At 59.7% G+C, this 20861-nt stretch carries 28 protein-coding genes; 20 read left to right on the top strand and 8 right to left on the bottom strand.

Translation table 11 applies throughout. The features are described from left to right. The first annotated feature begins 156 nt into the window (after nucleotides 1-156). From PYH37_RS09795 to PYH37_RS09775, 5 genes are all read left to right on the top strand, one after another. Entirely contained in the window at nucleotides 157-1032 is an 876-nt protein-coding gene (locus PYH37_RS09795) for a peptidyl-prolyl cis-trans isomerase (RefSeq protein WP_280731229.1), read from the top strand. Further along, a complete protein-coding gene (locus PYH37_RS09790) occupies nucleotides 1029-2075 on the top strand; it encodes a HupE/UreJ family protein (RefSeq protein ID WP_280731228.1) in 1047 nt (348 codons plus the stop codon). The genes PYH37_RS09795 and PYH37_RS09790 overlap by 4 nt, the downstream gene beginning before the upstream one ends. Nucleotides 2076-2088: 13 nt before the next feature. After that, on the top strand, nucleotides 2089-2817 hold the full coding sequence (locus PYH37_RS09785) for a hypothetical protein (RefSeq protein ID WP_280731227.1): 729 nt from the start codon (nucleotides 2089-2091) through the stop codon (nucleotides 2815-2817). Nucleotides 2818-2848: 31 nt separating this feature from the next. Next, on the top strand, nucleotides 2849-4780 hold the full coding sequence (locus tag PYH37_RS09780; RefSeq protein WP_425336082.1) for a DUF3604 domain-containing protein: 1932 nt from the start codon (nucleotides 2849-2851) through the stop codon (nucleotides 4778-4780). Between the two features lie 204 nt (nucleotides 4781-4984). Then, the gene (locus tag PYH37_RS09775) at nucleotides 4985-5776 is read left to right on the top strand and encodes a hypothetical protein (RefSeq protein ID WP_280732464.1); all 792 of its coding nucleotides are present in this window, start codon (nucleotides 4985-4987) and stop codon (nucleotides 5774-5776) included. A 267-nt stretch (nucleotides 5777-6043) separates the two neighbouring features. On the opposite strand, the gene PYH37_RS09770 is transcribed toward PYH37_RS09775, so the two are convergent. Further along, nucleotides 6044-6304: a hypothetical protein gene (locus PYH37_RS09770; RefSeq protein WP_280731225.1), complete on the bottom strand. Its 261-nt coding sequence runs from the start codon at nucleotides 6302-6304 to the stop codon at nucleotides 6044-6046. Nucleotides 6305-6539: 235 nt separating this feature from the next. On the opposite strand from PYH37_RS09770, the gene PYH37_RS09765 reads away from it, so the two are divergent. The 9 genes from PYH37_RS09765 to PYH37_RS09725 all read left to right on the top strand — a co-directional run bounded on the left by PYH37_RS09765 (nucleotide 6540) and on the right by PYH37_RS09725 (nucleotide 13713). Further along, nucleotides 6540-6671: a hypothetical protein gene (locus PYH37_RS09765; protein WP_280731224.1), complete on the top strand. Its 132-nt coding sequence runs from the start codon at nucleotides 6540-6542 to the stop codon at nucleotides 6669-6671. Nucleotides 6672-6701: 30 nt separating this feature from the next. After that, nucleotides 6702-7304, top strand: coding sequence for an Hsp20/alpha crystallin family protein (locus PYH37_RS09760; RefSeq protein ID WP_280731223.1), 603 nt, complete (start codon nucleotides 6702-6704; stop codon nucleotides 7302-7304). A gap of 325 nt (nucleotides 7305-7629) precedes the next feature. Then, a complete protein-coding gene (locus PYH37_RS32215; protein ID WP_342394624.1) occupies nucleotides 7630-8019 on the top strand; it encodes an NADH dehydrogenase ubiquinone Fe-S protein 4 in 390 nt (129 codons plus the stop codon). A 138-nt stretch (nucleotides 8020-8157) separates the two neighbouring features. Then, on the top strand, nucleotides 8158-8373 hold the full coding sequence (locus PYH37_RS09750; RefSeq protein WP_280731221.1) for a hypothetical protein: 216 nt from the start codon (nucleotides 8158-8160) through the stop codon (nucleotides 8371-8373). 42 nt (nucleotides 8374-8415) lie between these two features. Further along, nucleotides 8416-8700 (top strand): DNA-directed RNA polymerase subunit omega, encoded by a 285-nt coding sequence (locus tag PYH37_RS09745; protein WP_280731220.1) that lies wholly within the window; start codon nucleotides 8416-8418, stop codon nucleotides 8698-8700. A gap of 148 nt (nucleotides 8701-8848) precedes the next feature. Next, entirely contained in the window at nucleotides 8849-10711 is a 1863-nt protein-coding gene (gene ftsH / locus PYH37_RS09740; protein WP_280731219.1) for an ATP-dependent zinc metalloprotease FtsH, read from the top strand. 182 nt (nucleotides 10712-10893) lie between these two features. Further along, on the top strand, nucleotides 10894-11109 hold the full coding sequence (locus PYH37_RS09735; protein WP_280731218.1) for a hypothetical protein: 216 nt from the start codon (nucleotides 10894-10896) through the stop codon (nucleotides 11107-11109). Between the two features lie 214 nt (nucleotides 11110-11323). After that, the gene (locus PYH37_RS09730; RefSeq protein WP_280731217.1) at nucleotides 11324-12358 is read left to right on the top strand and encodes a glycoside hydrolase family 25 protein; all 1035 of its coding nucleotides are present in this window, start codon (nucleotides 11324-11326) and stop codon (nucleotides 12356-12358) included. A gap of 464 nt (nucleotides 12359-12822) precedes the next feature. Next, the gene (locus PYH37_RS09725; protein WP_280731216.1) at nucleotides 12823-13713 is read left to right on the top strand and encodes a PhnA-like protein; all 891 of its coding nucleotides are present in this window, start codon (nucleotides 12823-12825) and stop codon (nucleotides 13711-13713) included. A 33-nt stretch (nucleotides 13714-13746) separates the two neighbouring features. On the opposite strand, the gene PYH37_RS09720 is transcribed toward PYH37_RS09725, so the two are convergent. Then, nucleotides 13747-14226 carry a YbhB/YbcL family Raf kinase inhibitor-like protein gene (locus PYH37_RS09720; RefSeq protein WP_280731215.1) on the bottom strand — a complete coding sequence of 160 codons (480 nt, stop codon included), beginning with the start codon at nucleotides 14224-14226 and terminating at the stop codon, nucleotides 13747-13749. A gap of 124 nt (nucleotides 14227-14350) precedes the next feature. Next, nucleotides 14351-14791, bottom strand: coding sequence for a DUF2267 domain-containing protein (locus tag PYH37_RS09715; protein WP_280731214.1), 441 nt, complete (start codon nucleotides 14789-14791; stop codon nucleotides 14351-14353). Between the two features lie 458 nt (nucleotides 14792-15249). Between PYH37_RS09715 and PYH37_RS09710 the strand changes: the two genes are divergently transcribed. From PYH37_RS09710 to PYH37_RS09695, 4 genes are all read left to right on the top strand, one after another. Next, nucleotides 15250-15459, top strand: a complete 210-nt coding sequence (locus tag PYH37_RS09710) for a cold-shock protein (protein ID WP_280731213.1) — start codon at nucleotides 15250-15252, stop codon at nucleotides 15457-15459. A 132-nt stretch (nucleotides 15460-15591) separates the two neighbouring features. Beyond that, the gene (locus PYH37_RS09705) at nucleotides 15592-15873 is read left to right on the top strand and encodes a cold-shock protein (RefSeq protein WP_280731212.1); all 282 of its coding nucleotides are present in this window, start codon (nucleotides 15592-15594) and stop codon (nucleotides 15871-15873) included. 58 nt (nucleotides 15874-15931) lie between these two features. After that, entirely contained in the window at nucleotides 15932-16168 is a 237-nt protein-coding gene (rpsU, locus tag PYH37_RS09700) for a 30S ribosomal protein S21 (RefSeq protein WP_280731211.1), read from the top strand. Nucleotides 16169-16319: 151 nt separating this feature from the next. After that, entirely contained in the window at nucleotides 16320-16526 is a 207-nt protein-coding gene (locus tag PYH37_RS09695; RefSeq protein WP_280731210.1) for a hypothetical protein, read from the top strand. A gap of 119 nt (nucleotides 16527-16645) precedes the next feature. On the opposite strand, the gene PYH37_RS09690 is transcribed toward PYH37_RS09695, so the two are convergent. Continuing rightward, entirely contained in the window at nucleotides 16646-16894 is a 249-nt protein-coding gene (locus PYH37_RS09690; protein WP_280731209.1) for a hypothetical protein, read from the bottom strand. Nucleotides 16895-17073: 179 nt separating this feature from the next. Here PYH37_RS09690 and PYH37_RS09685 point away from each other — a divergent pair, with 179 nt between their 5' ends. Continuing rightward, entirely contained in the window at nucleotides 17074-17280 is a 207-nt protein-coding gene (locus PYH37_RS09685; RefSeq protein ID WP_280731208.1) for a hypothetical protein, read from the top strand. Nucleotides 17281-17357: 77 nt separating this feature from the next. On the opposite strand, the gene PYH37_RS09680 is transcribed toward PYH37_RS09685, so the two are convergent. Together PYH37_RS09680 and PYH37_RS09675 are read right to left on the bottom strand one after the other, a co-directional pair. Then, nucleotides 17358-17564: a CsbD family protein gene (locus PYH37_RS09680; protein ID WP_280731207.1), complete on the bottom strand. Its 207-nt coding sequence runs from the start codon at nucleotides 17562-17564 to the stop codon at nucleotides 17358-17360. A gap of 97 nt (nucleotides 17565-17661) precedes the next feature. Beyond that, nucleotides 17662-17886, bottom strand: a complete 225-nt coding sequence (locus PYH37_RS09675) for a hypothetical protein (RefSeq protein WP_280731206.1) — start codon at nucleotides 17884-17886, stop codon at nucleotides 17662-17664. A gap of 304 nt (nucleotides 17887-18190) precedes the next feature. On the opposite strand from PYH37_RS09675, the gene PYH37_RS09670 reads away from it, so the two are divergent. Continuing rightward, nucleotides 18191-18886, top strand: a complete 696-nt coding sequence (locus PYH37_RS09670; protein WP_280731204.1) for a GntR family transcriptional regulator — start codon at nucleotides 18191-18193, stop codon at nucleotides 18884-18886. Nucleotides 18887-18981: 95 nt separating this feature from the next. On the opposite strand, the gene PYH37_RS09665 is transcribed toward PYH37_RS09670, so the two are convergent. Continuing rightward, nucleotides 18982-20064, bottom strand: coding sequence for an ABC transporter ATP-binding protein (locus tag PYH37_RS09665; RefSeq protein ID WP_280731203.1), 1083 nt, complete (start codon nucleotides 20062-20064; stop codon nucleotides 18982-18984). Then, the gene (locus tag PYH37_RS09660; protein WP_280731201.1) at nucleotides 20061-20861 is read right to left on the bottom strand and encodes an ABC transporter permease; all 801 of its coding nucleotides are present in this window, start codon (nucleotides 20859-20861) and stop codon (nucleotides 20061-20063) included. The genes PYH37_RS09665 and PYH37_RS09660 overlap by 4 nt, the downstream gene beginning before the upstream one ends.

The following is a 20861-nucleotide window of genomic DNA, read 5'->3' as shown; positions in this document are numbered from 1 at the left end:
TGCAACCTTTTGACAGCCGGTGCATGAATCTAGATAGGCTGCACTGTGGCGCCATGGACGTGTCGCAGGTTGTGCCGAATAGGGGTACCGGGCTGATTTTGCGAATGGGATCGTGCTCCTCCGTCACTCGACCGAGGAACGTACGGAGCTGGCCGCATGACTTTGTTCAGAGAGCCTCTGCTGCATTTCGCCGTCATCGGCGCGGTCCTGTTTGGCGGCTACTCGTGGCTTCACGATGAGCAGCCCGAGGCTGCTGCTGTCGAGCCTGTCCGCATCGGCGAGGGCGACGTCCGCTGGCTGAAGCAAACCTGGTCGAGCCAGTGGCTGCGCGATCCGACCGCCGACGAGTTGAAGGGATTGGTCGACGATCTCTTGAACGAAAGGCTGCTCGCGCGCGAGGCCAAGGAGATGGGCCTCGATCAGGACGACACCATCATCCGCCGCAGGCTGGCGCAAAAACTGAAATTCGTCATCGAGGACACCGCCCAGCTGGTGGAACCAACGGAGGCGGAGTTACGGCAATTCTATGTTGCCAATCCGGCACACTTCGCGACGCAAGGCAGACTCTCATTCAGGCAGCTCTATTTCAATCCGGAACGGCGCCCGGACGCAGCGGCGGACGCCCAGATAGCCCTCGCCGAATTGAATGCGAAGCGCGAAGCCGAAGGGACCACAGGCGACCGACTGCTGCTCGGCGAACGCTTCGACGACGCCAGCGAGTTGGCCGTATCAGGCATGTTCGGCGCCGATTTCGCGCGTGAAGTCTTCGCACTTGAACCGGGCCATTGGCGCGGCCCGGTGAAGTCCGGCTACGGCTTGCATCTGGTGTTCGTCACACAGCGCACACCGACAGCCCCGAAGCCTTTCGAAACGGTGAAGGACGACGTTCTTGCAGAGTGGCGCCGCGCCAGGCAGGCCGAGTTCGGCCGCGATTACCTAGGCGAGCTTCGCAAGAAGTATGGGGTGGAGCTGGACGAAGGCGCGAAGGCCGTCCTGGGCTCCGCGCCCACACCCAAGGTAGCCGAGAAATGAGCCGGCGGGCCACACGGTCCGTGCTCGCGCGAACTGGCTTCGCCGCGACGGGATATGTCTGGCTGCTCCTGCTGACGGTCGTGGCCGTTATGCTGTCATCGAAGGCTGCCTCTGCGCATGAAGTACGCCCGGCCTACCTCAGCATTCAGGAAGTAGCGCCGAACGAGTTCAGCGTGCTCTTCAAGACGCCCATGCAGGGCAATGCACGGCTGGCGTTGACGGCTTTGTTTTCGGGCGGGATAGAGACGGTAACGCCGATTGTCTCGCGACCGACCGGCGACGCGATGGTGCAGACCTGGCGCACGCGAACTCGGGAGCCGATGGCCGGTCAGCGCGTGCTTGTCGACGGGTTGCAGAACACCATGACCGACGCGCTCGTCCGGGTGATGTTCGCCAACGGCAACACTTGGACGGCGCGGCTAACGCCCAGCGAGCCCTCGGCGGTCATCCCGGCCTCGCAAAGCGCCTGGGCTGTGTTCGTCACCTATGTGCGTCAAGGCATCGAGCACATCATATTCGGCTTCGATCACCTGCTCTTCGTCACTGGGTTGATGCTGATCGTGCGCGGCTGGAGCAAGCTGGTGAAAGCGGTCACGGCCTTCACTGTGGCCCACTCGATCACATTGACCTGCGCAACGCTCGGCTGGATGACGCTGCCGTCGCGGCCGGTGGAGGCGTTAATCGCCATCAGCATCGTCATGGTTGCCGCGGAAGTTGTCAGGATGGAGCGCGGGCAGCTCAGCCTTGCAATTGTACGGCCATGGACGGTCGCCTTCGCGTTCGGCCTGCTGCATGGCTTCGGTTTTGCCGGCGCTCTTAGCGAGCTTGGCCTGCCGCAAGGCGACATACCGCTGGCGCTGCTGGCCTTCAATATCGGCGTCGAAGTCGGCCAACTTGCTTTCATCGCGGTGACACTGATTGCCGTCTATTCAATAAGACAGCTCGTCAACATTCAGCGGCAAGCGATCGTCGCCTCCGCCTACGCGATCGGCATCGTCGCGGCGTTCTGGAGCGTCGAGCGTCTGGACGCGATGTTGCAATGAGGGGAGAACTGGGATGAAGGTTCTCAATTACCGGAAGCGCGCAGGCACGCTTGGCATGGCAGCGGTCGCGGTCTTGATCGCCATAGTGCCTGGCTCAGAAGGATTTGCCTGCGGCTATGACAATCCGCGGTCCATATCGCGCGGCTCCCTGAATTGGAGCTATCCCTTTTCGCTCCACGTCATGGGCGCGATATCGCGGGAGGTCGCGGCTCGCAGGCTCCCGATTGCGAATTTTGATCGCGGCGGCATGGATCTGTTCGGCCGCAAGTACCTTCGCGCTAAGAAGGCGCTGGAGCAATTCGGGGAGATGCTCCGTCCGACGTCGCGCGAACCATTGCCCACGCCGGTCGCTGTCGTCCTGGTCGAGCCGATGTTGTGGGCGCGCTTCGAGATGACCGCCGTCGGCCTGCGGACTGCCGTCCACGTCCCGGGCGCCGAGCGCGGCGATCTTGTCATAATCACCGGCGAAGCCGTGATCGCCGAGATCGCCGCACGGCGTCTCATGTTCGGCGATGCCTATGCCCGCGGGATTGTGCGCCTTTACGGCGAGGATCGCCAGATCGCGGCGTTTGTTCAGAAGTATCAGCAGGTCGGCGCGAACCGGAGCACGCGCGACACGAGGCAGAGATCGACGCCTGCTCCGCACAGCGTCGCGGCCGACCCGAGCATGCGGTCGTCCCGTGCCTTCGAACCCAACCAGGCGGCTAGTTCATCTGAAACGCTCGAAAAACTTGTTCAATGAGGAGGCAAGCATGAACAGAAGTTCCTTCGCGATGGCTAGCTTTGCCTTGCTGACGGCGTGCTTTGGCACGGACTCAAGCGCACAGGAGCCGGCGACGACCACCGATGCAGGTACCATGACCCGCGAGGGCACGGACAAGGCTTTCCAGGCGCGGCCATACGCGCCCTACGCCGGCCGCAACTTCCCGACGCATCCGCTGTTCGGCGACACCCATCTGCATACGGCCCTTTCCATGGATGCCGGCGCTGCAGGTGCTCGCCTGGATCCGCGGGAGGCCTACAGGTTCGCCAGCGGCGAAGAGGTCGTTTCCTCCACCGGGCAGCCGGTCAGATTGTCGCGCCCGCTGGACTTCCTGGTCGTTACCGATCACTCGGACAATATGGGCTTCTTTACCGATTTCCTCGCCGGAAAACCTGAAATCCTGAAGAATCCAGAAGCCCGCGGTTGGTACGACCTGATGCAGTCGGGCAAGGGGGGCGAAGCTGCCTTCGCGCTTGTCTCGACCTTCGCACAAGGCAGATTTCCGCAGGAGATCCTGTACCAGCCGGGCAACGCCGCATACCGCTCCACGTGGCAGAGTATCATCGACGCGGCCGAAGAAGCCAATGAGCCGGGTCGTTTCACTGCCATGATCGGCTATGAATGGACATCGCTGTCCGAGGGCAACAACTTGCACCGCAACGTTATTTTCCGCGACAATGGCGACAAGGCAGCTATGGTCGAGCCGTATACGACACAGCCGCCTATAGGCAGCAACAATCCGCGCGACCTCTGGAAATGGCTGCAGAGTTACGAGGACAAGACCGGCGGCCAGGTTCTCGCTATCGCCCACAACGGAAACTTGAGCAACGGAACGATGTTTCCGATTATCGAGTCATTCAGCGGCAAAGAAATCGACCGCGAATATGCCGAGCAGCGCGCCCGTTGGGAGGTGCTGTACGAAGCGACGCAAATAAAGGGTGACGGTGAAACCCATCCCGTGCTTTCGCCGAACGACGAGTTCGCCAATTTCGAGCGCTGGGACAAAGGCAATCTCGATCTGAGCGAGGCCAAGAAGCCCGAAATGCTGGAGTTCGAGTACGCGCGCTCGGCGCTCAAGAACGGCCTGAAGCTGGAGGCAAAGCTCGGCGTGAACCCTTACAAGTTCGGGCTGATCGGCGGCACGGACGCGCATACCGGCCTTGCAACAGCGGACGACGATAATTTCTGGGGCAAAATCACAACGTCGGAGCCAAGCCCCGGCCGCGCAACGCATCCGTTCATGAGCAATCCAAATACTGGCGCTCAGATCATGGGTTGGGAAGAGACCGCCTCGGGCTATGCCGCGGTGTGGGCTGAGGAGAACACCCGCACGTCGATCTTCGACGCCATGAAACGCCGCGAGACCTATGCGACGACCGGGCCGCGCATGGTAGTGCGCTTCTTCGGCGGTTTCGATTTCGTCGACGCCGACGCCAATACGCGCAGCCCGGCAATCACCGGCTATACGAAGGGCGTGCCGATGGGCGGCGACCTTGGCCACGCGCCGGCAGGCAAGGCGCCGACCTTCCTGGTCGCCGCGCTGAAAGACCCGATCGGCGCCAATCTTGACCGCTACCAGATCGTCAAGGGCTGGATGGACTCGGCGGGCGAGGTGCACGAGAAGGTTTACGACGTCGCCTGGAGCGGCGACCGCAAGCCTGGCACCGACGGCAAGCTGCCGCCGGTCGGCAACACGGTGGACGTTCCGAACGCCACCTGGACGAACACGATCGGCGCGCCCGAGTTGGTTTCTGTGTGGAAGGATCCGGATTTCGATCCGGAGCAGCGCGCCTTCTATTACGGACGCATCATCGAAATTCCGACGCCCCGCTGGACCGCATACGACGCCAAATATTACGGGCTGACCTTGCCCTCGGAACTGCCGATGACGACGCAGGAGCGGGCCTACACGTCGCCGATCTGGTACAATCCGGTACAGTAGCGCTGCAACTATATGTAGGAATGCGTGGCAATGATTCTTGTCTGGCACAGCGAACGGAGGTCCCGCGGCAAAGCGCTGTCCGCGCGCCGACCTGGCGAGGATGCAGGGAACAAGCAGTTGGCGGAAACAATGTGTTCGGCCATGATCAAACCTGGGACGTGGTTGGGGACCGACTGTCTAAGCAAGATCCATTGGAGGGGAACGATGAAACTTGGCTTTACTTCTGCTTTCACCTGTCTTGGCAGTGTCCTGCTCGCCGGGAGCGCCATGGCTGCCGACATTTACTCGCCGGTTGCGCCGGATGCCAAGCAGATCGAGACCGAGCAGGGATGGACCTTTACCATAGCTCCTTATTTCTGGATGGCGGGAATATCGGGAGATGTCGGGCTGTTCGGGTTGCCGCCAACCGAGGTGGATGCGAGTTTCAGCGACATCTTCGACCATCTCGATTTTGGCGCCATGGTGATCGGCGAAGCCCGCTACGACCGCTACAGCATCTTTGCCGATGTCATGTACACAAAGATTTCGGGGGAGAGAGGCACGCCGCTAGGCATTCTGGCTTCGAATGTCGAGATATCAACGGAAACGTTCGCCGGATTGCTCGGCGTCGGCTACTCGCTGATTGATAACAGTTCGGGCCGTCTCGATGTCGTCGGCGGTGCCAGGGTATGGTCCGTCGACACCGAAATCTCGCTCAGCGGGGGTATACTAGGCGGAGCTTCGCGAAGCGATGGCGCGACGTGGGTGGATGCCGTGGGCGGCCTGCGCGCAACCTATTTGATCACGCCTGAGATCTATTTGACCGGTTGGGGGATTATTGGTGCAGGCGGAGCCGACATCGACTGGGACCTTGCCGCGACAATTGGATACCGTTTCAACGATCGAGTTTCCGCGGTGGCAGGTTATCGGGCCTTGGGCGTCGACTACAGCAACGACGGGTTCGTCTTCGATGCCGTGCAGCAGGGTCCGATTCTCGGGCTTGTGCTGCGCTTCTAGTGCTACACGGCGGCCGCCGGCGATTGGACCAAAGATCGGGCGGGCGCGCGTTTTGCGAACACCCGTCCGCTTTTGGGGTCGAAGCCGGCATTTCGGTTCCGGCACCAAACGTCAGATTTTCACCATTACAGCGCCGCGCGTCTTATCAGACCCGCAAAGGACGCTGTAGCACCTTGAATTGCTGCATGTTTTTATCCTTAAATCGGCTACGATTTAAGGATACATGCAGTAGTTGTTCGAACATCATGACCTTCGGCCGAGCGCTCCTCAAGAGGATACGTTTCGTGGTGCGGCCGAGGAGTTACGTATCCGTCTGTTATCATCACCCGCAGGCGTCCGTCGAATTCTGATCGCATATTCGAGAGCCTGCTTTACCCGGACTGCACGGAAAAACCCGGGCGATCGATAGCGCTGAATTGCTTCGATGCTTTGCTCCAAGCGAGAAATGGCGAAATTGATCTCCGCATCGCTCACCGATTGATCGAGGGCGATCGCTTCCGCGATGGCCTCCAGCTGATTTGACATCATGTCACTCCAGTCACTTGCCCGTCATTGGGCGAGAAGCGGGTAATTAGCGGCGGTCGGCGCGGTGCCCAAGGCTGAGGCGGCGGCTCTTTCCAACTATGCTTAATACTTGACGGCGTGCATTTTCCGGTCCAGCGCGTTCTCGCGGCAAACAAAAGAAGTGCCTCCTCGCGGGAACGGTTTCCTTTGGAGGCGGTTTGAGCCGTCAGCAGACGCGCTTCGGCTTGAGAGGCGGACCATGGCCAGCGGTATCTGCGACATCAGCGCTCGCTTTGCCTGGTCGACGAAGGCGGCAGCGCACGAGCACGCTGGGGACGAGGCCGGCGCTCAGGCAGAAATTTCCGAAGAGCGCTCCGCCGCCGTCGAATAGCAACTCTCGGCAACAAAAGGAGGAGAACCAATGGCACGTAGTTCCATAACGCCGTTCCGCCCCGGTAGCTTGGGCGGAGACCCTTTTCTTTCGCTTTATCGCGACGTGAACCGGCTCTTTGACGAGGCGTTTCGGGGCGGCCTGACCGGACCGTCGGGCGAAGGTCCGGCGGCGCAAGCCGGCGGATTCGTGAACGCTCGTATGAATGTTTCCGAAACGGAGAGGGAGTTCCGGGTAACCGCGGAATTGCCAGGGGTCACCGAAAAGGACATCGATGTCAGCTTGGACGACGATCTCTTGACGATCCGAGGCGAGAAACGGATGGAAAAGAAGGAGGAGCAGGAGAACTTCCACTTCGTGGAGCGCTCCTTTGGTTCATTCCAGCGCACGCTGCGCCTGCCTTATGCCGTCGACCCTGACCAGGTTCAGGCGCGGTTCGACAACGGCGTCTTGACCGTCACCATGCCGAAGACCGCTCAACAGGAGCGCGCTCGCCGCATCCAGATCCAGGGCGGCGCCCGCCAGCCGGAGCAGATCGAGGCAACAAGCACGCCTGCCGGCCAGAGCACGGAGCCATCGCAGAGCACGGATCAATCCCAGAAAGCAGGCCAGCCCGGTACTTCTCAGACGTAATGAGCCCAGCACGCCCGCAGCGACGATTTGCTGCGGGCGTGCACTACCGTTCCCAGGCCATCACTCTTGAACGTGTAACACTTTGAACTAAATCATTTATCGCGACGCTCGCTCCTGCACTTCGGCCGGGCAAGATGCCTCGGAACCGATTGTGGTCTTGTATCCATGTTGCTCAACGGAGGATGTGGCTATGAGAAACATGTTCGACTTTCCCTAGGCTAGTAGTCGGCTTCGACCGACCTGATCAACGTTCAATTTGCGGAAGTTCGCTGCGGCTTCAACGATGCCGCGGAGGATATCGTTTGCCACAACGGAGGGATGAACGATGGAGATGTTCAGGAAAGAGCAATTCACTCCGTCGAGGCTCGCTGACGATCGCCGGCCGTCGGACGGCAAACCAAGACCTGTCCACTCTTTTGGTCCAGCCGCGTTTGAGGCCGGCTTGATTGCCCGCATCTTTCGGCCGAGCCGATCGGTCATGACGTCCGGCAAAGTGGGCACGAGCGCTTGGCGGCTCATCTTCGAGCGGCGTAGGACAGCCACTATCGATCCGTTGATGGGCTGGACAGGGTGCGACGATCCGATGGCCCCAGGTGGAGCTCAAATTTCCGACACTCGAGGCCGCGGTCGGCTACTGCGAACGGCAGGGGCTAAACTACGCGGTCCAGTGGCCGCACGACTCCAAAACAGAAGTCCCGGAGCGACGCAGTGTTGAGGCGCACACCCGCTCGGATATTGTGCTCGATGGTGCCGGGCTGAGCATGACAGTGGCGAACGAAAATCGTGCCAGCCGCAGCCCGGCAAACCAGAACGATCCGCCACGTCCAGGAGGTGGGATGCGCCCTTCGACGTCGTGACTGATGAAAACCTGTCGTTTGAGGAAAAACGAGCGGTTCTTGAGGATTGGGCCTGGAGCGAATATCTGATCGACCGGGCAACGAATGAGGGCATGCCCGAAAACGAGCGCCCGTCTCGGCTCGACGAGGTCGAACTGGCATTGCTTGCGCTCGAATCGGGATATGGCGCCGACAGCACGGGCTCCGATCGGAGCCGGCCAGCTTGTGCATGAGGTGGCGCAATGGACCCGTTCATCCTCCACGATTGCTAAAAGGTGTTCCCGAACCGTTTCGCGCTGACGCTAGCAGCCGCGGCACGCGGCAGGGCGCTCAACAGAGGTGCCGATCCGCGCATCGAAAAGCCCGCCGCCGCTTCGACTGAACTGGCATTGCGCGAAATCGGCGCGGGGGCTTTCTCAGCGGAAGAGCTCTCACTGTTCCTTGCTCCGAACAGCGAGCCCGAATACCTGGCCGCCTCCACTGCTCGCGAGCAGCTCGGCCGCAGCGACATGCCAGCGCCTGAACTGGCGCCTGCGCCCCTCCGGCAACTAGCTTCATGAACTGCCCGCTGGTAGTTTGAGCAAAAGAGATTTGAGGGAACTGCCGTAATTGAGCGGCGTTTGGGTTCAAGCCAGTCGATTCCGTCTGGCGAAGCCCCGAGATCAAGGTGCTGAGGGGCGCAGCCGCTAGCCAAACATGGCCACCGACATGAACAAGCAGACCCAGTTTAATATCTGGTATTGGATCATCGCCTTTTTTGGCCTGATGCTGTTCCAATATCTTTACGCGACCGCAACCCAGGTCGCTCAGATCCCCTACAGCCAGTTCGAAACCTACCTTGCCGAAGGCAAGATCGCCGAGGCTGCGGTCTCGGATCGCTTTATACAGGGCACCTTCAAGGCGCCGCAGGACGGCAAGCCGATGTTTATCACCACTCGCGTCGAGCCGGGTCTTGCGGAGCACTTGCGAGAGCGCGGCGTTGTCGTCACCGGCCAGATCGAGAGCACGTTCCTGCGTGACCTTCTGTCGTGGGTAATCCCCGCTGTTATCTTCATCGGCATCTGGATATTCATGCTCAGGCGCTTCGGGGGTGGCGTCGGCGGCGGCTTGATGCAGATCGGCAAGTCGAAGGCGAGGATCTATGTGCAGACCGATACCGGAGTGGCTTTCAAGGATGTCGCCGGTGTCGACGAGGCAAAGGACGAGCTGAAGGAGATCGTCGATTTCCTCAAGGACCCTAAAGGCTATGGCCGCCTCGGGGGCCGGATGCCAAAGGGCATTCTGCTTGTCGGTCCACCGGGTTCCGGCAAGACGCTGCTCGCCAGAGCTGTCGCCGGCGAGGCAGGTGTGCCGTTCTTTTCCATTTCCGGTTCCGAATTCGTCGAAATGTTTGTCGGCGTGGGGGCCGCCCGCGTGCGCGATCTCTTCGAACAGGCTCGATCGAAGGCGCCGGCGATCATTTTCATCGACGAACTCGATGCGCTTGGCCGAGCCCGCGGCATCGGGCCTATGGCTGGCGGTCATGATGAAAAAGAGCAGACCTTGAACCAGCTCCTGGTCGAACTCGATGGTTTTGATTCCTCAACGGGGCTCATCCTGCTCGCCGCCACCAACCGCCCAGAGATTCTCGACCCGGCGCTGTTGCGGGCAGGACGCTTCGACCGCCAGGTCCTCGTCGATCGTCCCGACAAAAACGGCCGCGTGCAGATCCTTGACGTTCATCTGAAGCGGGCCAAGCTGGCGCCCGATGTTCGTACGGAACAAATCGCGGCACTCACACCCGGCTTCACCGGCGCAGACCTTGCCAATCTGGTCAATGAAGCAACCCTGCTTGCCACGCGACGCAAGGCCGAAGCGGTTACGATGGACGACTTCAACAACGCCATCGAACGCATCGTCGCCGGCCTGGAGAAGCGCAACAGACTGCTCAATCCCAAGGAGCGTGAAATCGTCGCCTATCACGAAACGGGTCATGCGCTTGTGGCCATGGCACTGCCGGGGATGGATCCGGTGCACAAGGTCTCGATCATCCCGCGCGGTATAGGCTCGCTCGGCTACACGATCCAGCGTCCGACGGAAGATCGCTTCCTGATGACGAAGGAAGAGCTGGAAAACAAGATGGCCGTGCTGCTTGGCGGGCGCGCCGCTGAATGGATCGTCTTTGGCCATTTGTCCACCGGAGCTTCCGACGACCTCGTGAAGGTGACGGACATCGCGCGCGCGATCGCTGCACGCTACGGCATGACCGAGAAGCTCGGCCATGTTGCGTTGGAACGCGATCGCCGGTCGCTGCTTACGACTGACCAGCCCTATTACGGCCCGAGCGAGCGTGATTATTCCGAAAAAACTGCGGCGATTCTGGACGAAGAGGTGCGCAGGATCGTCGAGAACGCGTTCGATCGTACCGTCACGCTGCTCAAGGAGCGGCGACCCGCTTTGGAACGGGCTGCAAAACTCCTTCTGGAGCGGGAGACAATCACCGAGGATGAACTGCGCGCCATAGTTCTTGATCGCCATCATCCTGATCAAAAGGAAATGGCCGACCAGGCTGGGCGACGACTGGGCCTATGACAGGCCCCTCGATGTTCAAAAAACCCCTGGTGCGAATGATCTTCTGCTGGCCGTCGGCACAAGTACCGTCCGTCGCACGACCCTATCCTGTTACCGTTGGAACGATAACGAATGCCGTCAGCGGCTAGATAGATTCTGCCAGTTCGGCATCAATAGTTGTTTTTTCGCGAAGATTGTAGCCAATGACGCCTGCACGTTTTGCTGACTGCCTCGCCAGCCTTAGATGGACGAGGATCGACCTGACCTGCGCACTTCAATGTCAGCTATCCTGGGTGGAAGCCATGGAAAGCGGTCAGATAGAGATACCCGAGGAACTCGCAGCCTGGCTCGAGCGGCTCGCCAATTGCCATGAGGTCGCGGGAATACCGACGCAATATCGCGACTTTGCCGGAACATAAGCAGTGCGATTACATCATCTGCCCCCGTATCAAGCCGCATCGGGCCGATAAATCATATCCGTCGGCGCACCACGCCGCCGCCATTGGGCATTCAGGCCGCTTCGCCAAAGATCGGATTCAGTCTTTTTTGGTAATTTTCCATTAGCAATTCAGTCAGTGGGTTCGATGGCGCTGATGCCGCCCTCGACTGTTTGTGTTTTGCGTACGGGGCCTTATGCGTTTTTCAGCGGTATCAGCAATCGTTCTGGCCTGCCTGACCGTGTCGGGCTGCGGATCCAGTTCCAGTCGGAATAACGTCACGGCCGAGCAGCCGTCGCGAGAGACGACGAGTTCCGTCGCGCGCGCTGCCAGCCCAGTGCCTTCGGCAAATGTGGGGGCGATTGCGTCGCAAGCGCCGCCGCAGCAGGAGATGCTGGCATGGGCGAGACCCGCTCCGGAGGCACAGGCATTCGCGCCTGTGTCCAGGACGATCGGCATGCCCGTTCCGTCGGAAAGACCGATCGCGATGATCACGCCGGACAATCCGGCGATCGAGGCTACTCCAGGGACGCGTGGGCAAATCTACGGTCATCGTTTCCGCGACGCCAAACCCATCAACTTCGGTTCCAGATCGCCTAGGAAGCTTGCCGTCCATGGCGTCGACGTCTCGCGCTGGCAAGGGGAGATCAACTGGGAAAAGCTCAGGACGCAGGGCGCCAACTTCGCCTATATCAAGGCGACCGACGGCGGCGATCACCTTGATCCAATGTTTAAAAAGAACTGGCGTAAGGCCAAGCAGGCCGGCCTAAAGCGCGGCGCCTATCATTTCTTCTATTGGTGCCGCACAGCCGGCGAGCAGGCTGACTGGTTCATCCGCAACGTTCCAAGAGAAGCGGATGCTCTTCCGCCGGTCATAGATGTCGAGTGGAACGGGGAATCCAGTTGCAAGAGACGCCCCTCGCGCGAGCGGGTTCTGGAAAAGATGCGGGTCTTCATGGACAAGCTCGAGCGGCATTACGGACAACGCCCGATCATCTACACCGCCCCGGACTTCTATCGTGACAACTTGAGAGGCGAATTGCTGGATTATCCCTTCTGGTTGCGCTCGGTGGCCGCTCATCCATCCAAGGTCTATCCGGGACGCAAATGGATCTTCTGGCAATATTCCGGCTCTGGCCTGTCGCACGGCGTCGACGGCCGGATCGACCTCAACGTCTTTCACGGCAGCGAGGAGGACTGGCACGACTGGGTGGCGGCGCGGTCCACTTGAGGCTGCGACCGGGTGGCCGGTACGCTTTCCCTGGCGATCGCGATAGACCAAGGCCTGTCGCCATCGTGCCTGTCGACTTTCCATGCCAGTGCAGCCGACTCTGCTTGTTCTTCAGCCCGTCATGACTGTGACGCAAGTCGAGAGTCGGTTTGGGCTGCGCTTTGACAAAGCTCGAGTCTTCCGGCCATCGGTGCCTCCATGGATTTAGCTTTGATGGAAAGACCACCGAACCTGACGGCTTCGGAAAAGTTCCGACATCAAAGGCCAGCGCAGGGGAACGGTCGCGGGTACCTGGGATGTTAATGCCGTCGCCGGACGCGATCGGCTCCTTCTGTTGCCACACTTCAAAACCAATGACGAGACGATACGCCGGCGTTTCTTGCCTTGCGGGAACGAATTTGTCGCCGCGCAGTTAGTGCCGGGACGCGAGAAACAAAGAACAAAAACGAGAAAAGGAGCCGCCAATGACCGATCCAGTCCTTACAAGTCGCGGAGCCACTTCTTCCGAGCCTTTGACGACGGCAGCATTCAACAAGGTCTCGTGGGGAGGGATATTCGCAGGCGTGGCGGTAGCGCTAGCGGTTCAGTTTCTGCTCAATCTGCTTGGCGTCGGTATCGGCGCCGCGGTCATTGACCCGGGCGGCGGCGACAATCCGGAGGCGCGCACGTTTTCCATCGCCGGCGGCTTGTGGTTTGTGCTTTCGGGTATAATCGCTGCCTTTGTCGGCGGCTACCTGGCGAGCCGTTTATCTGGACGCCCGAGCACATCAACCGGCGGATATCACGGCCTGACTACATGGGCGGTAACGACGCTGGTTGTTCTCTACCTGTTGACCACATCCGTCGGGACCTTGGTCGGCGGTGCCTTCAGTGGGCTGACTGGCGTCATCGGTGGCGCGGGCCGGACCGTTGCAACGGCTGCCATCACAGCTGCTCCGGCGTTAGCGACAGCTACTGATCCGTTTGCCGAGGTCGAGCGACAAATTCGCGCGGCCGCGGGCGGCACCGATCCTGCGGCGATGCGCGATGCAGCGGTTGTGGCTGTTCGAGCGCTTGTCACCGGCGATGAAGCGCAGGCGGAGGAAGCCCGCAACCGCGCCGCGGATGCACTCGCACGGGCGCAGAACATTCCACCCGAGGAGGCGCGTGCGCGCGTTGAACAATATGAGCAGAGCTATCGCAGTGCCGTCGACAATGCGCGGCGGGAGGCCACCGAAGCAGCGGACGCTGCGGCCACGGTGATTTCCAGCGGCGCCTTCCTGGGCTTCATCGCACTGGTGCTCGGTGCCATTGCCGCGTGGTTCGGTGGTTTGTACGGGACGAGGCACGCAGAGCGGCTCTCAGAGCTGTCTTGATGCAGCGACCTCGCTGCCAATGAAGAATGAGCGTTAAGCGGCCGCACCGTCACGGCCGCCGAATGTGCCCCGCAACTCGGCTTCGCCAAGCATGAGGTGGCGAGCGAACTCCCAAACCGTCGCGGCGTCGGCCCCCGGGGCAATGTTGATCGTTGGCACGTTGAGTGCTGCAAGCCGGAACCGATAGGTATGTAAGGGACTGCCCTCCGGAAGATCCGGCCCGTCATAATGCAGGTTGCCAAAATCGTTGTAGGCATGCGGCAGATCCTCGGTCCTGGCCTTCGAGCTCCTGCCTTCGGCGAGTTGGCGGCGGTCCTTGGGGATGTCGTAAACGGCCCAATGCCGGAATATTGTCGTCGCGTCGGCATCCTCCATGACGAGCACGTAACTTTGGGTCCCTGCAGGTGGGTCCTGCCATTGCAGGAAAGGCGAGATATTCTCGCCGCGCCGTGTATGTCGCTCAGGTATTTCTCCGCCGCTTTCAAAAACCGGGCTCGTAAGCTCGAATGCCATCTTTTCTCTCCTCTAGGTCACGATGATTTCGGGCCGAGTCGACCCGACATCGTGAACATGATCGATCCCAATGAGTTAGAGCGGGATGCGGGCGGAAACCGCGCGCGCTTTTCCTCACCCCGCCCTAATGGCGAATGCTTGGATCTGGCCAGAGCGCACGCACATCCTCGGGCAGGGCTTCGCGAACCTTGCGCACTTCGCCGGGGTCGAGGTGATGCGACAGAACGTGAAAGACCGTCTGCGCCGCTTCCTTCACGTCGACCGGCCGGGTGAAAGCGAGTTCGTCCTCGACCTGCGACAGAAACTCATCTGCCGTGCGCGAGCGGGTTGGCTGCTTGGAGGGCTCGTACTGGTCATAGTACGCGCCGCGTACAAGCAGTGGAAGCTGGGCGGAAAGATGGGCCGCGAGATCGGCCGTTAGCCGGTCTCGAATCGTATGAAGAACGGCGCTCAGAATATGCCAGGCGCGCTGCCGGTCTGGCCCTTGGTGTTCCATGATCTCATCCAGCCAGATATTGGTGATCTGAAGCGTCTTGTCGAATGCGGCAACACCGGAGACACTCATGGCACCCTCCTTATCGTTGGCGATAGACGACGCTCCAACCAAGACAGCGGACTAATGTTCCTATAGTTGCCGCCGCCGGCACGGCGGTGGCCGTCCAGGGCGCACGCGCGATCATACGCATGACCGAAACGGAGCCCGGCACCGGAAGCTTTTTTAGCAGTTAGCACTTTATCAATGCTCCGGCGGCGCCGGCGTCAGTGCGAATTCCAACTGCGTTATCGATCGCATAGCGGTCCAATCGACAGTCGTTTTGTCGAGCCAACCGTGACAAGATTTTCGGAAGAGGAAATTAAACCTTGTAAAAAGCCCTGTCGTACTTTATATAGCAGCCATCGATATTGATCGACGATATTAGTTTCTGCGCCCGGCGCATCGTCACGAAAGTCCTCACAAAATCGGTTTCATTACATCGCTCTGAGCGATGTTTATTTTCCATGAGCGATTGAAAGGATATGATCGTGACTACTGGAACAGTAAAGTGGTTCAACGCCACAAAAGGCTTCGGCTTCATTCAGCCGGACGACGGCGCGACTGACGTCTTCGTGCATATTTCCGCAGTTGAGCGGGCTGGCATGGGTTCTCTGCAAGAGGGCCAGAAGGTGAGCTTCGAGCTCTCTCAGGACCGCCGCACCGGCAAGACGTCTGCAGACAATCTGCGGCCTCTCTGAGTGATGCGGATGGTATTTTCATCTCCTCGCTTTTGACCACGGATGTACTGGCATTGGCGAGTTGAGATGATGAGGAAGGTCGGGTTCTCCCGGCCTTTTTTATTTTGAACGCAACTGGCGGGAGGGCTGAACATGAGCTCACATCGTTACCGGATCGGCGACCAAATCGTCCTCAAGGATGCGCCCTCTCGTTTCCTGAAGCATGATGGGCCGTGCCGCATCGTCGGTGTTCTGCCGGCCCATAACGAACCTCAGTATCGCGTACGCTTCGACGGCGAGAGTTTCGAGCGATGCATTTCCGAGTCGGATATCGAAAACCAGAAATCACCACCCTCCCCTCCCGAGGCCGATGAGCTTCGTGGAGCGAGCGGGCGATCCTGGGTGGCATCCCTCGCCACCAAGGCCAAGAGGTAGTTCCCCTACCCCTCAAACAAAGCCAGCGCTTCGATGCCGCTGCAACACGGAGGTTTTTTTGCAAGTACTAGTTCGAGACAACAACATCGACCAGGCCCTTCGCGTGCTTAAAAAGAAAATGCAGCGAGAAGGGGTGTTCCGCGAGATGCGTGCCCGAAGCGCTTACGAGAAGCCTTCGGAAAAGCGGGTGCGCGAAAAGGCAGACGCTATTCGACGCCAACGAAAGCTCAACCGCAAGAAATTGCAGCGCGAGGGTCTCTTGCCAGCTCCGAAAAAAGCAACGCGCGTCCGCTAGGGTCGCCTCTCGCTCACGCTCTCGAATGCGGGGCGGAGCGATATCATTTGCTATTGCCCTTGCACGGGAGCATGGTGTCGCCTTCGCCAGCCAACGGCCGGGGCGCTGCCGCTTCTCGTCACCGCGCGCTCGCCCATCGGAGGAGACGATTTTGTCTTCCGGCATCAAACGGCCGTTGACCCGCCGGAACTTGCAGATGCTCGACGATGTGCTTCGGCGCGCTGGTTTCCGCAAGACAGTCATGAGTCAACACCAGGAAAGCCTTAACGACGCGGCCGTTTTCCTGATCGGCAGGTTTACGCAGGGAATAAGCGACCCCGATATCCTGCTTGCCGAGTTGGAGGACCGATTGGGCTGATTGATCCTGCGAACAACAAAGCGTGCGACAAAAAGCAGGAAGACAAGATCTTCGGGAACTCGTGACGATCGGGTCTTCGCCGATCGGAGGAGAGCCTCAACAGCGCGCGCAAGGCAGCTTCATCTCCAAACGTCGTCTACGACGCGAAATTGGCGCTGCCACAGAAGGAAAAAAGAAAGGGAGGAGTTATGAAATCGCATATCGACAGCTTCGGATATCGCTTCCGTCCCGTTGACTTTATGGTCCGGTCCTCGCTTGTCATCGCCCTTGGCGCCGTCGCGTATTTTACGTTCTACGGCGTCTTCTGGTAACAACTCCGTCATCGGCACACCGCCCGCGAAGTCGCCCTTGTGGAGCAAAAGCGTCAATCCGCCCACCTCTTCACAGGTCCGCACACAAGATACTTAGACTCGCTTTGTTGCTTAGTAAGAGTACAATGCGCGCCCACCCACACGCGCCAAGGTCGCTGTAATCCAAGACCACTGCATAGGCTTGTCCTTGGCTGTCCCGATTCAAGGATGATGCAGTAGCAAGAGGAGATTGCGCCATGTATTCGTCCCCTGATTATCAATCGTCTCAAGTGCAGCCCGACGAATTCAACGCCTTGCGCGACATCTTTGAGCATATGTTGGAGGAAAGCCAGATAGTCACTGGCAGTCTTCGAGCGGAAATGCTCGCTGAACGTCTGATTTCGATCTACAACTCAGGAATAAGAGACATTGCCATGCTAAAGGAAATGGTCAAGCCTTACTGAAGCCCCGGACTGAACCACCGCGCCGGGGCTCCAACACGAGAAAAACCCCCGCTTGAGACGAGGCCGATTCTTGAGCATCAGCTCCAGGTCTGGCGATTGTACCAGTCGTCGATATCCCGTCTGATGAGATCCCGTTCGATTCCATAGCGTTCCTGGATCTTACCTTCGAGTTGGTCGAGGTTACCGTTGATCTGGTCAAGATCGTCGTCGGTGAGCCGACCCCACTGTTCCTTGATCTTGCCTTTTACCTGCTTCCAGTTGCCTTCGACGCGATTCCAATCCATGCCATTTCCTCCTGGCCTTTGTGATTGTCATAGCGACGTAACTCGCCACGACCGTATTTGGTTCGATCGCCGTAAGCGCGCGTTCGGTGCGCAGGGATTATTTCTGTCCTGTCGTCGAGGATTCTCTCGTCGTCAGCATTTGCATGAGAGCGAGTTCGCCCCGCACACCCTGCTGGTATAGGTAGAAAAGCATCTTGCCGATTTCGGCGCCCTCCTCACTTTCCGGCTCCAATTTCTTTGTGGAACACGCATAGGTATGTACACGCCGGAGCATCGAGATCTCATCACCATCAATGGCCAGATCCGAAAAGCGCAGAACCATTTACCTTGACCCTCCAATCAAAGCAGCTTTGTTGATGATGATCTGATATTGGAATTGCCGGGTCGCGATTCCAGAGTCTTCGATGAATCCTGGCGGGCTGGTCCCCGCTGTTGCAGTTTTCTAGCATGTCACCCCGCTGACAGCCGCCGCGGATCATGGTATTATGGCATTCCATAATACTTCGGCTGCCGGATTGGATTGGAGAGCGCCAGGCGAAGAGTGCGTGACATACCAAGGTCGTCGCCAACGCGTGCGGCGGTGGAGACGAACGAACGGGTACATCAGTCGGAGAGGACGACGGTTTATGAGCATGTCTGAATTGCCTATGAGGGTTCTCCGCCCGGAAAAAACCCTTCGCGAACTTGCATTGGAGAAAATGCGCGACGCGATCGTCAACATGCACTTCAAGGCGGGTGAGCGGCTTGTCGAACGCGACCTCTGCGACCAACTCGGGGTCAGCCGAACGGTCGTTCGTGAAGTATTGCGCCATTTGGAATCGGAAGGGCTCGTCACGATCCTGCCGAATCGCGGCCCGATCGTCGCGGAAACGACGCCAGAAGACGCCAAGCAGATTTACGAGATCCGCGGCGCTCTTGAGGGTATTGCCGCCAAAGCCTGCGCCGAGGCAAAGGATCCGACGCTGGTGGCGCAGCTTGAAACGATCCTGGAGCGCATCCGTGCAAGCTACGCCAAGAGAGAGCTCGCCGATGTGCTGACCGCCACCACAGAATTTTACCGTACGCTTTTCGAGAAATCCGGCCGCCACGTCGCCTGGAGCATCGTCAACTCCATCACCGTGAGGATCAATCATCTGCGATCGATGACGATCAAGACGGTCGGCCGCGACAAGGAAGGTCCGGCGCAGATGCAGCGGATTATCGACGCGATCAAAGCGGGCGATGGAGAGGCGGCCTATCGTGCAGCGAACGCTCATGTAGGAAGCGCGGCTGCAATCGCCCAGTCGCTTCTCGCCGATTCTCAGGCGGGCAAAACCGCATAACATAGCGCTGCTCCGAGCCTCGGCGCACGCCCGAGGGTGGCGGACTATGTTCCAGATCTCGCGGGTGGAATGTGAGAGTGTGCGCCACGAACAGTTCAGCAGAACACATGCGCCGAGGCGGGATCGAATCCGAGCCAAACGGTGTCGCCGCGGCTCAGGCTGGAAATCGCCTCGTGCCCGAAGGGAAGCCTGATCGCTAGCCCGTCGCCCTTTGCCGTCTCAGTCGCGACATGAATATTGTTGCCGAGGAAGGTGATGTCGCTGACGGTGACGGCGAGCGCCGATGCCGCCGGGGGCGCCGATCTCATCAACTTCAGGCGCTCCGGGCGCAGCATCAGCGCGGCCCTGCCCCCAACGGCAGGCTGGCCGTGGAACGGCACATTTGCAACGACGGCCGTACCGCCAAGCGAAATATCCGCCCTGCCATTGCCCGCCCTGAGCAGATCACAGGGTAGAAAGTCGCTATCGCCGATGAATTCGGCGACGAAACGCGTTGCCGGATTTGCATAAAGCTCCGGTCCCGTGCCGATCTGATCGATCACGCCCTTCGAGAATACGGCGATCCGGTCGGAAAGCCGCAGCGCCTCCTCCTGATCATGCGTCACATAGAGGATCGTCACTTCAGTCTGTTGGTGAATGCGCCGGATCTCATGTTGGATTTCCTCGCGCAGCTTCTTGTCGAGCGCCGACAGCGGCTCATCCATCAGCAACACGGGCGGGTCATAGGCAAGAGCGCGCGCAAGCGCGACACGCTGCTGCTGTCCCCCGGACATCTGCGCGGGCTTCCGGTCCTCGAAACCTTCAAGCCGCACGAGCTTGAGCATCTCGCGAACCTTGGCGTCTACCTCGGCCTTCGGCCGCCGGCGCACCTTAAGCGGAAAGGCGATGTTCTCGCCAACGGAAAGGTTAGGGAACAACGTGTAGCGCTGGAACACCATGCCGATATTGCGCTTGTGCGACGGCGTCGACAGCAAGGAGTGGCCGTTCAGCAGGATGTCGCCACGGCTCGGGTTTTCGAAGCCGGCGAGAATATAGAGGGTCGTACTCTTGCCCGATCCGGAGGGACCGAGAAAGGTCAGGAATTCGCCTTGCGCCACGTCGAGAGTGACATCGTGGACCGCCGTCACGGGACCATATTCCTTGCGGATTCCGCGGATTTGCAGGAAGGGTTTCGTCATGATTTCAGTCCTTTGCGAACGAGCGCCGCGAGCACCATCAAGAGCACGGTCAGCAATATGAGAAGCGTTGAGGCGGCGGCGACAACCGGAGTCAGGTCCTGGCGCAATGTCGACCAGACCTTGACGGGAAGCGTCTGAAGCGTCGGGCTGGACATGAAGATCGCAACCACGACTTCATCCCAGGATGTGAGGAACGAGAAGACCGCGGCAGAGAAAACGCCGTGACTGATCGCCGGCAAGGTCACCCTGATCTTGGCCTCGAGCGGGGAAGCGCCGCAAAGCACTGCGGCGTCCTCGATCGACTTGTCGAAGCCTTCGAGCGCGCTGGTTATCGACAGGATCGAAAAGGGCAATGCGAGCACAAGATGGGAGATGACGAAACCGGTCAACGTTCCGTTCAGGCCGATTTGCAGGAAAAAAGCGTAGAGCGCTACCGCGAGGACGACGACGGGCAATATCATCGGCGTCAGGAACAGCGCCTTCAGCGCCTCGCGGAAGATGAAACGGCCGCGCGTCAAGCCGAACGAGGTGACGAGGCCGAGCAGAACCGAGAGAACCGTAACGATGACGGCTATACGGAAACTCGTCCAGGCGGACTCGAGCCAGCGCGGATCGGCAAAGAGCTCCTGATACCACTTCAGCGTCCAGCCCGGCGGCGGAAAGATGAGCCATTGCGAGGAGCCGAAGGAGAGCGCCGCAATGAAGAGAATGGGCAGAAGCAGGAACGCCGACGTCAGCAGGGTGATGCCGACGAGAACAAGCTTCCACCAGCCGAGCCGGTCGAAATTCAACAGCAT

The organism is Sinorhizobium numidicum, from assembly GCF_029892045.1.
Lineage (GTDB): Bacteria > Pseudomonadota > Alphaproteobacteria > Rhizobiales > Rhizobiaceae > Sinorhizobium > Sinorhizobium numidicum.
Note: the sequence above shows the minus strand (reverse complement) of the source record. Positions and strands in the feature narration are given on the sequence as shown.

Bases quoted from the DNA above. Each gene is read 5' to 3' on its own strand.
- PYH37_RS09775 (WP_280732464.1), top strand. From the start codon at position 4,985: ATGAAACTTGGCTTTACTTCTGCTTTCACCTGTCTTGGCAGTGTCCTG.
- PYH37_RS09785 (WP_280731227.1), top strand. From the start codon at position 2,089: ATGAAGGTTCTCAATTACCGGAAGCGCGCAGGCACGCTTGGCATGGCA.
- PYH37_RS09760 (WP_280731223.1), top strand. From the start codon at position 6,702: ATGGCACGTAGTTCCATAACGCCGTTCCGCCCCGGTAGCTTGGGCGGA.
- PYH37_RS09685 (WP_280731208.1), top strand. From the start codon at position 17,074: ATGTATTCGTCCCCTGATTATCAATCGTCTCAAGTGCAGCCCGACGAA.
- PYH37_RS09725 (WP_280731216.1), top strand. From the start codon at position 12,823: ATGACCGATCCAGTCCTTACAAGTCGCGGAGCCACTTCTTCCGAGCCT.
- PYH37_RS32215 (WP_342394624.1), top strand. From the start codon at position 7,630: ATGGAGATGTTCAGGAAAGAGCAATTCACTCCGTCGAGGCTCGCTGAC.
- PYH37_RS09770 (WP_280731225.1), bottom strand. From the start codon at position 6,304: ATGATGTCAAATCAGCTGGAGGCCATCGCGGAAGCGATCGCCCTCGAT.
- PYH37_RS09715 (WP_280731214.1), bottom strand. From the start codon at position 14,791: ATGAGTGTCTCCGGTGTTGCCGCATTCGACAAGACGCTTCAGATCACC.
- PYH37_RS09705 (WP_280731212.1), top strand. From the start codon at position 15,592: ATGAGCTCACATCGTTACCGGATCGGCGACCAAATCGTCCTCAAGGAT.
- PYH37_RS09795 (WP_280731229.1), top strand. From the start codon at position 157: ATGACTTTGTTCAGAGAGCCTCTGCTGCATTTCGCCGTCATCGGCGCG.
- PYH37_RS09670 (WP_280731204.1), top strand. From the start codon at position 18,191: ATGAGCATGTCTGAATTGCCTATGAGGGTTCTCCGCCCGGAAAAAACC.
- PYH37_RS09730 (WP_280731217.1), top strand. From the start codon at position 11,324: ATGCGTTTTTCAGCGGTATCAGCAATCGTTCTGGCCTGCCTGACCGTG.
- PYH37_RS09780 (WP_425336082.1), top strand. From the start codon at position 2,849: ATGGCTAGCTTTGCCTTGCTGACGGCGTGCTTTGGCACGGACTCAAGC.
- PYH37_RS09790 (WP_280731228.1), top strand. From the start codon at position 1,029: ATGAGCCGGCGGGCCACACGGTCCGTGCTCGCGCGAACTGGCTTCGCC.
- PYH37_RS09660 (WP_280731201.1), bottom strand. From the start codon at position 20,861: ATGCTGTTGAATTTCGACCGGCTCGGCTGGTGGAAGCTTGTTCTCGTC.
- PYH37_RS09665 (WP_280731203.1), bottom strand. From the start codon at position 20,064: ATGACGAAACCCTTCCTGCAAATCCGCGGAATCCGCAAGGAATATGGT.
- PYH37_RS09675 (WP_280731206.1), bottom strand. From the start codon at position 17,886: ATGGTTCTGCGCTTTTCGGATCTGGCCATTGATGGTGATGAGATCTCG.
- PYH37_RS09765 (WP_280731224.1), top strand. From the start codon at position 6,540: ATGGCCAGCGGTATCTGCGACATCAGCGCTCGCTTTGCCTGGTCGACG.
- PYH37_RS09720 (WP_280731215.1), bottom strand. From the start codon at position 14,226: ATGGCATTCGAGCTTACGAGCCCGGTTTTTGAAAGCGGCGGAGAAATA.
- PYH37_RS09735 (WP_280731218.1), top strand. From the start codon at position 10,894: ATGACGCCTGCACGTTTTGCTGACTGCCTCGCCAGCCTTAGATGGACG.
- ftsH (WP_280731219.1), top strand. From the start codon at position 8,849: ATGAACAAGCAGACCCAGTTTAATATCTGGTATTGGATCATCGCCTTT.
- PYH37_RS09680 (WP_280731207.1), bottom strand. From the start codon at position 17,564: ATGGATTGGAATCGCGTCGAAGGCAACTGGAAGCAGGTAAAAGGCAAG.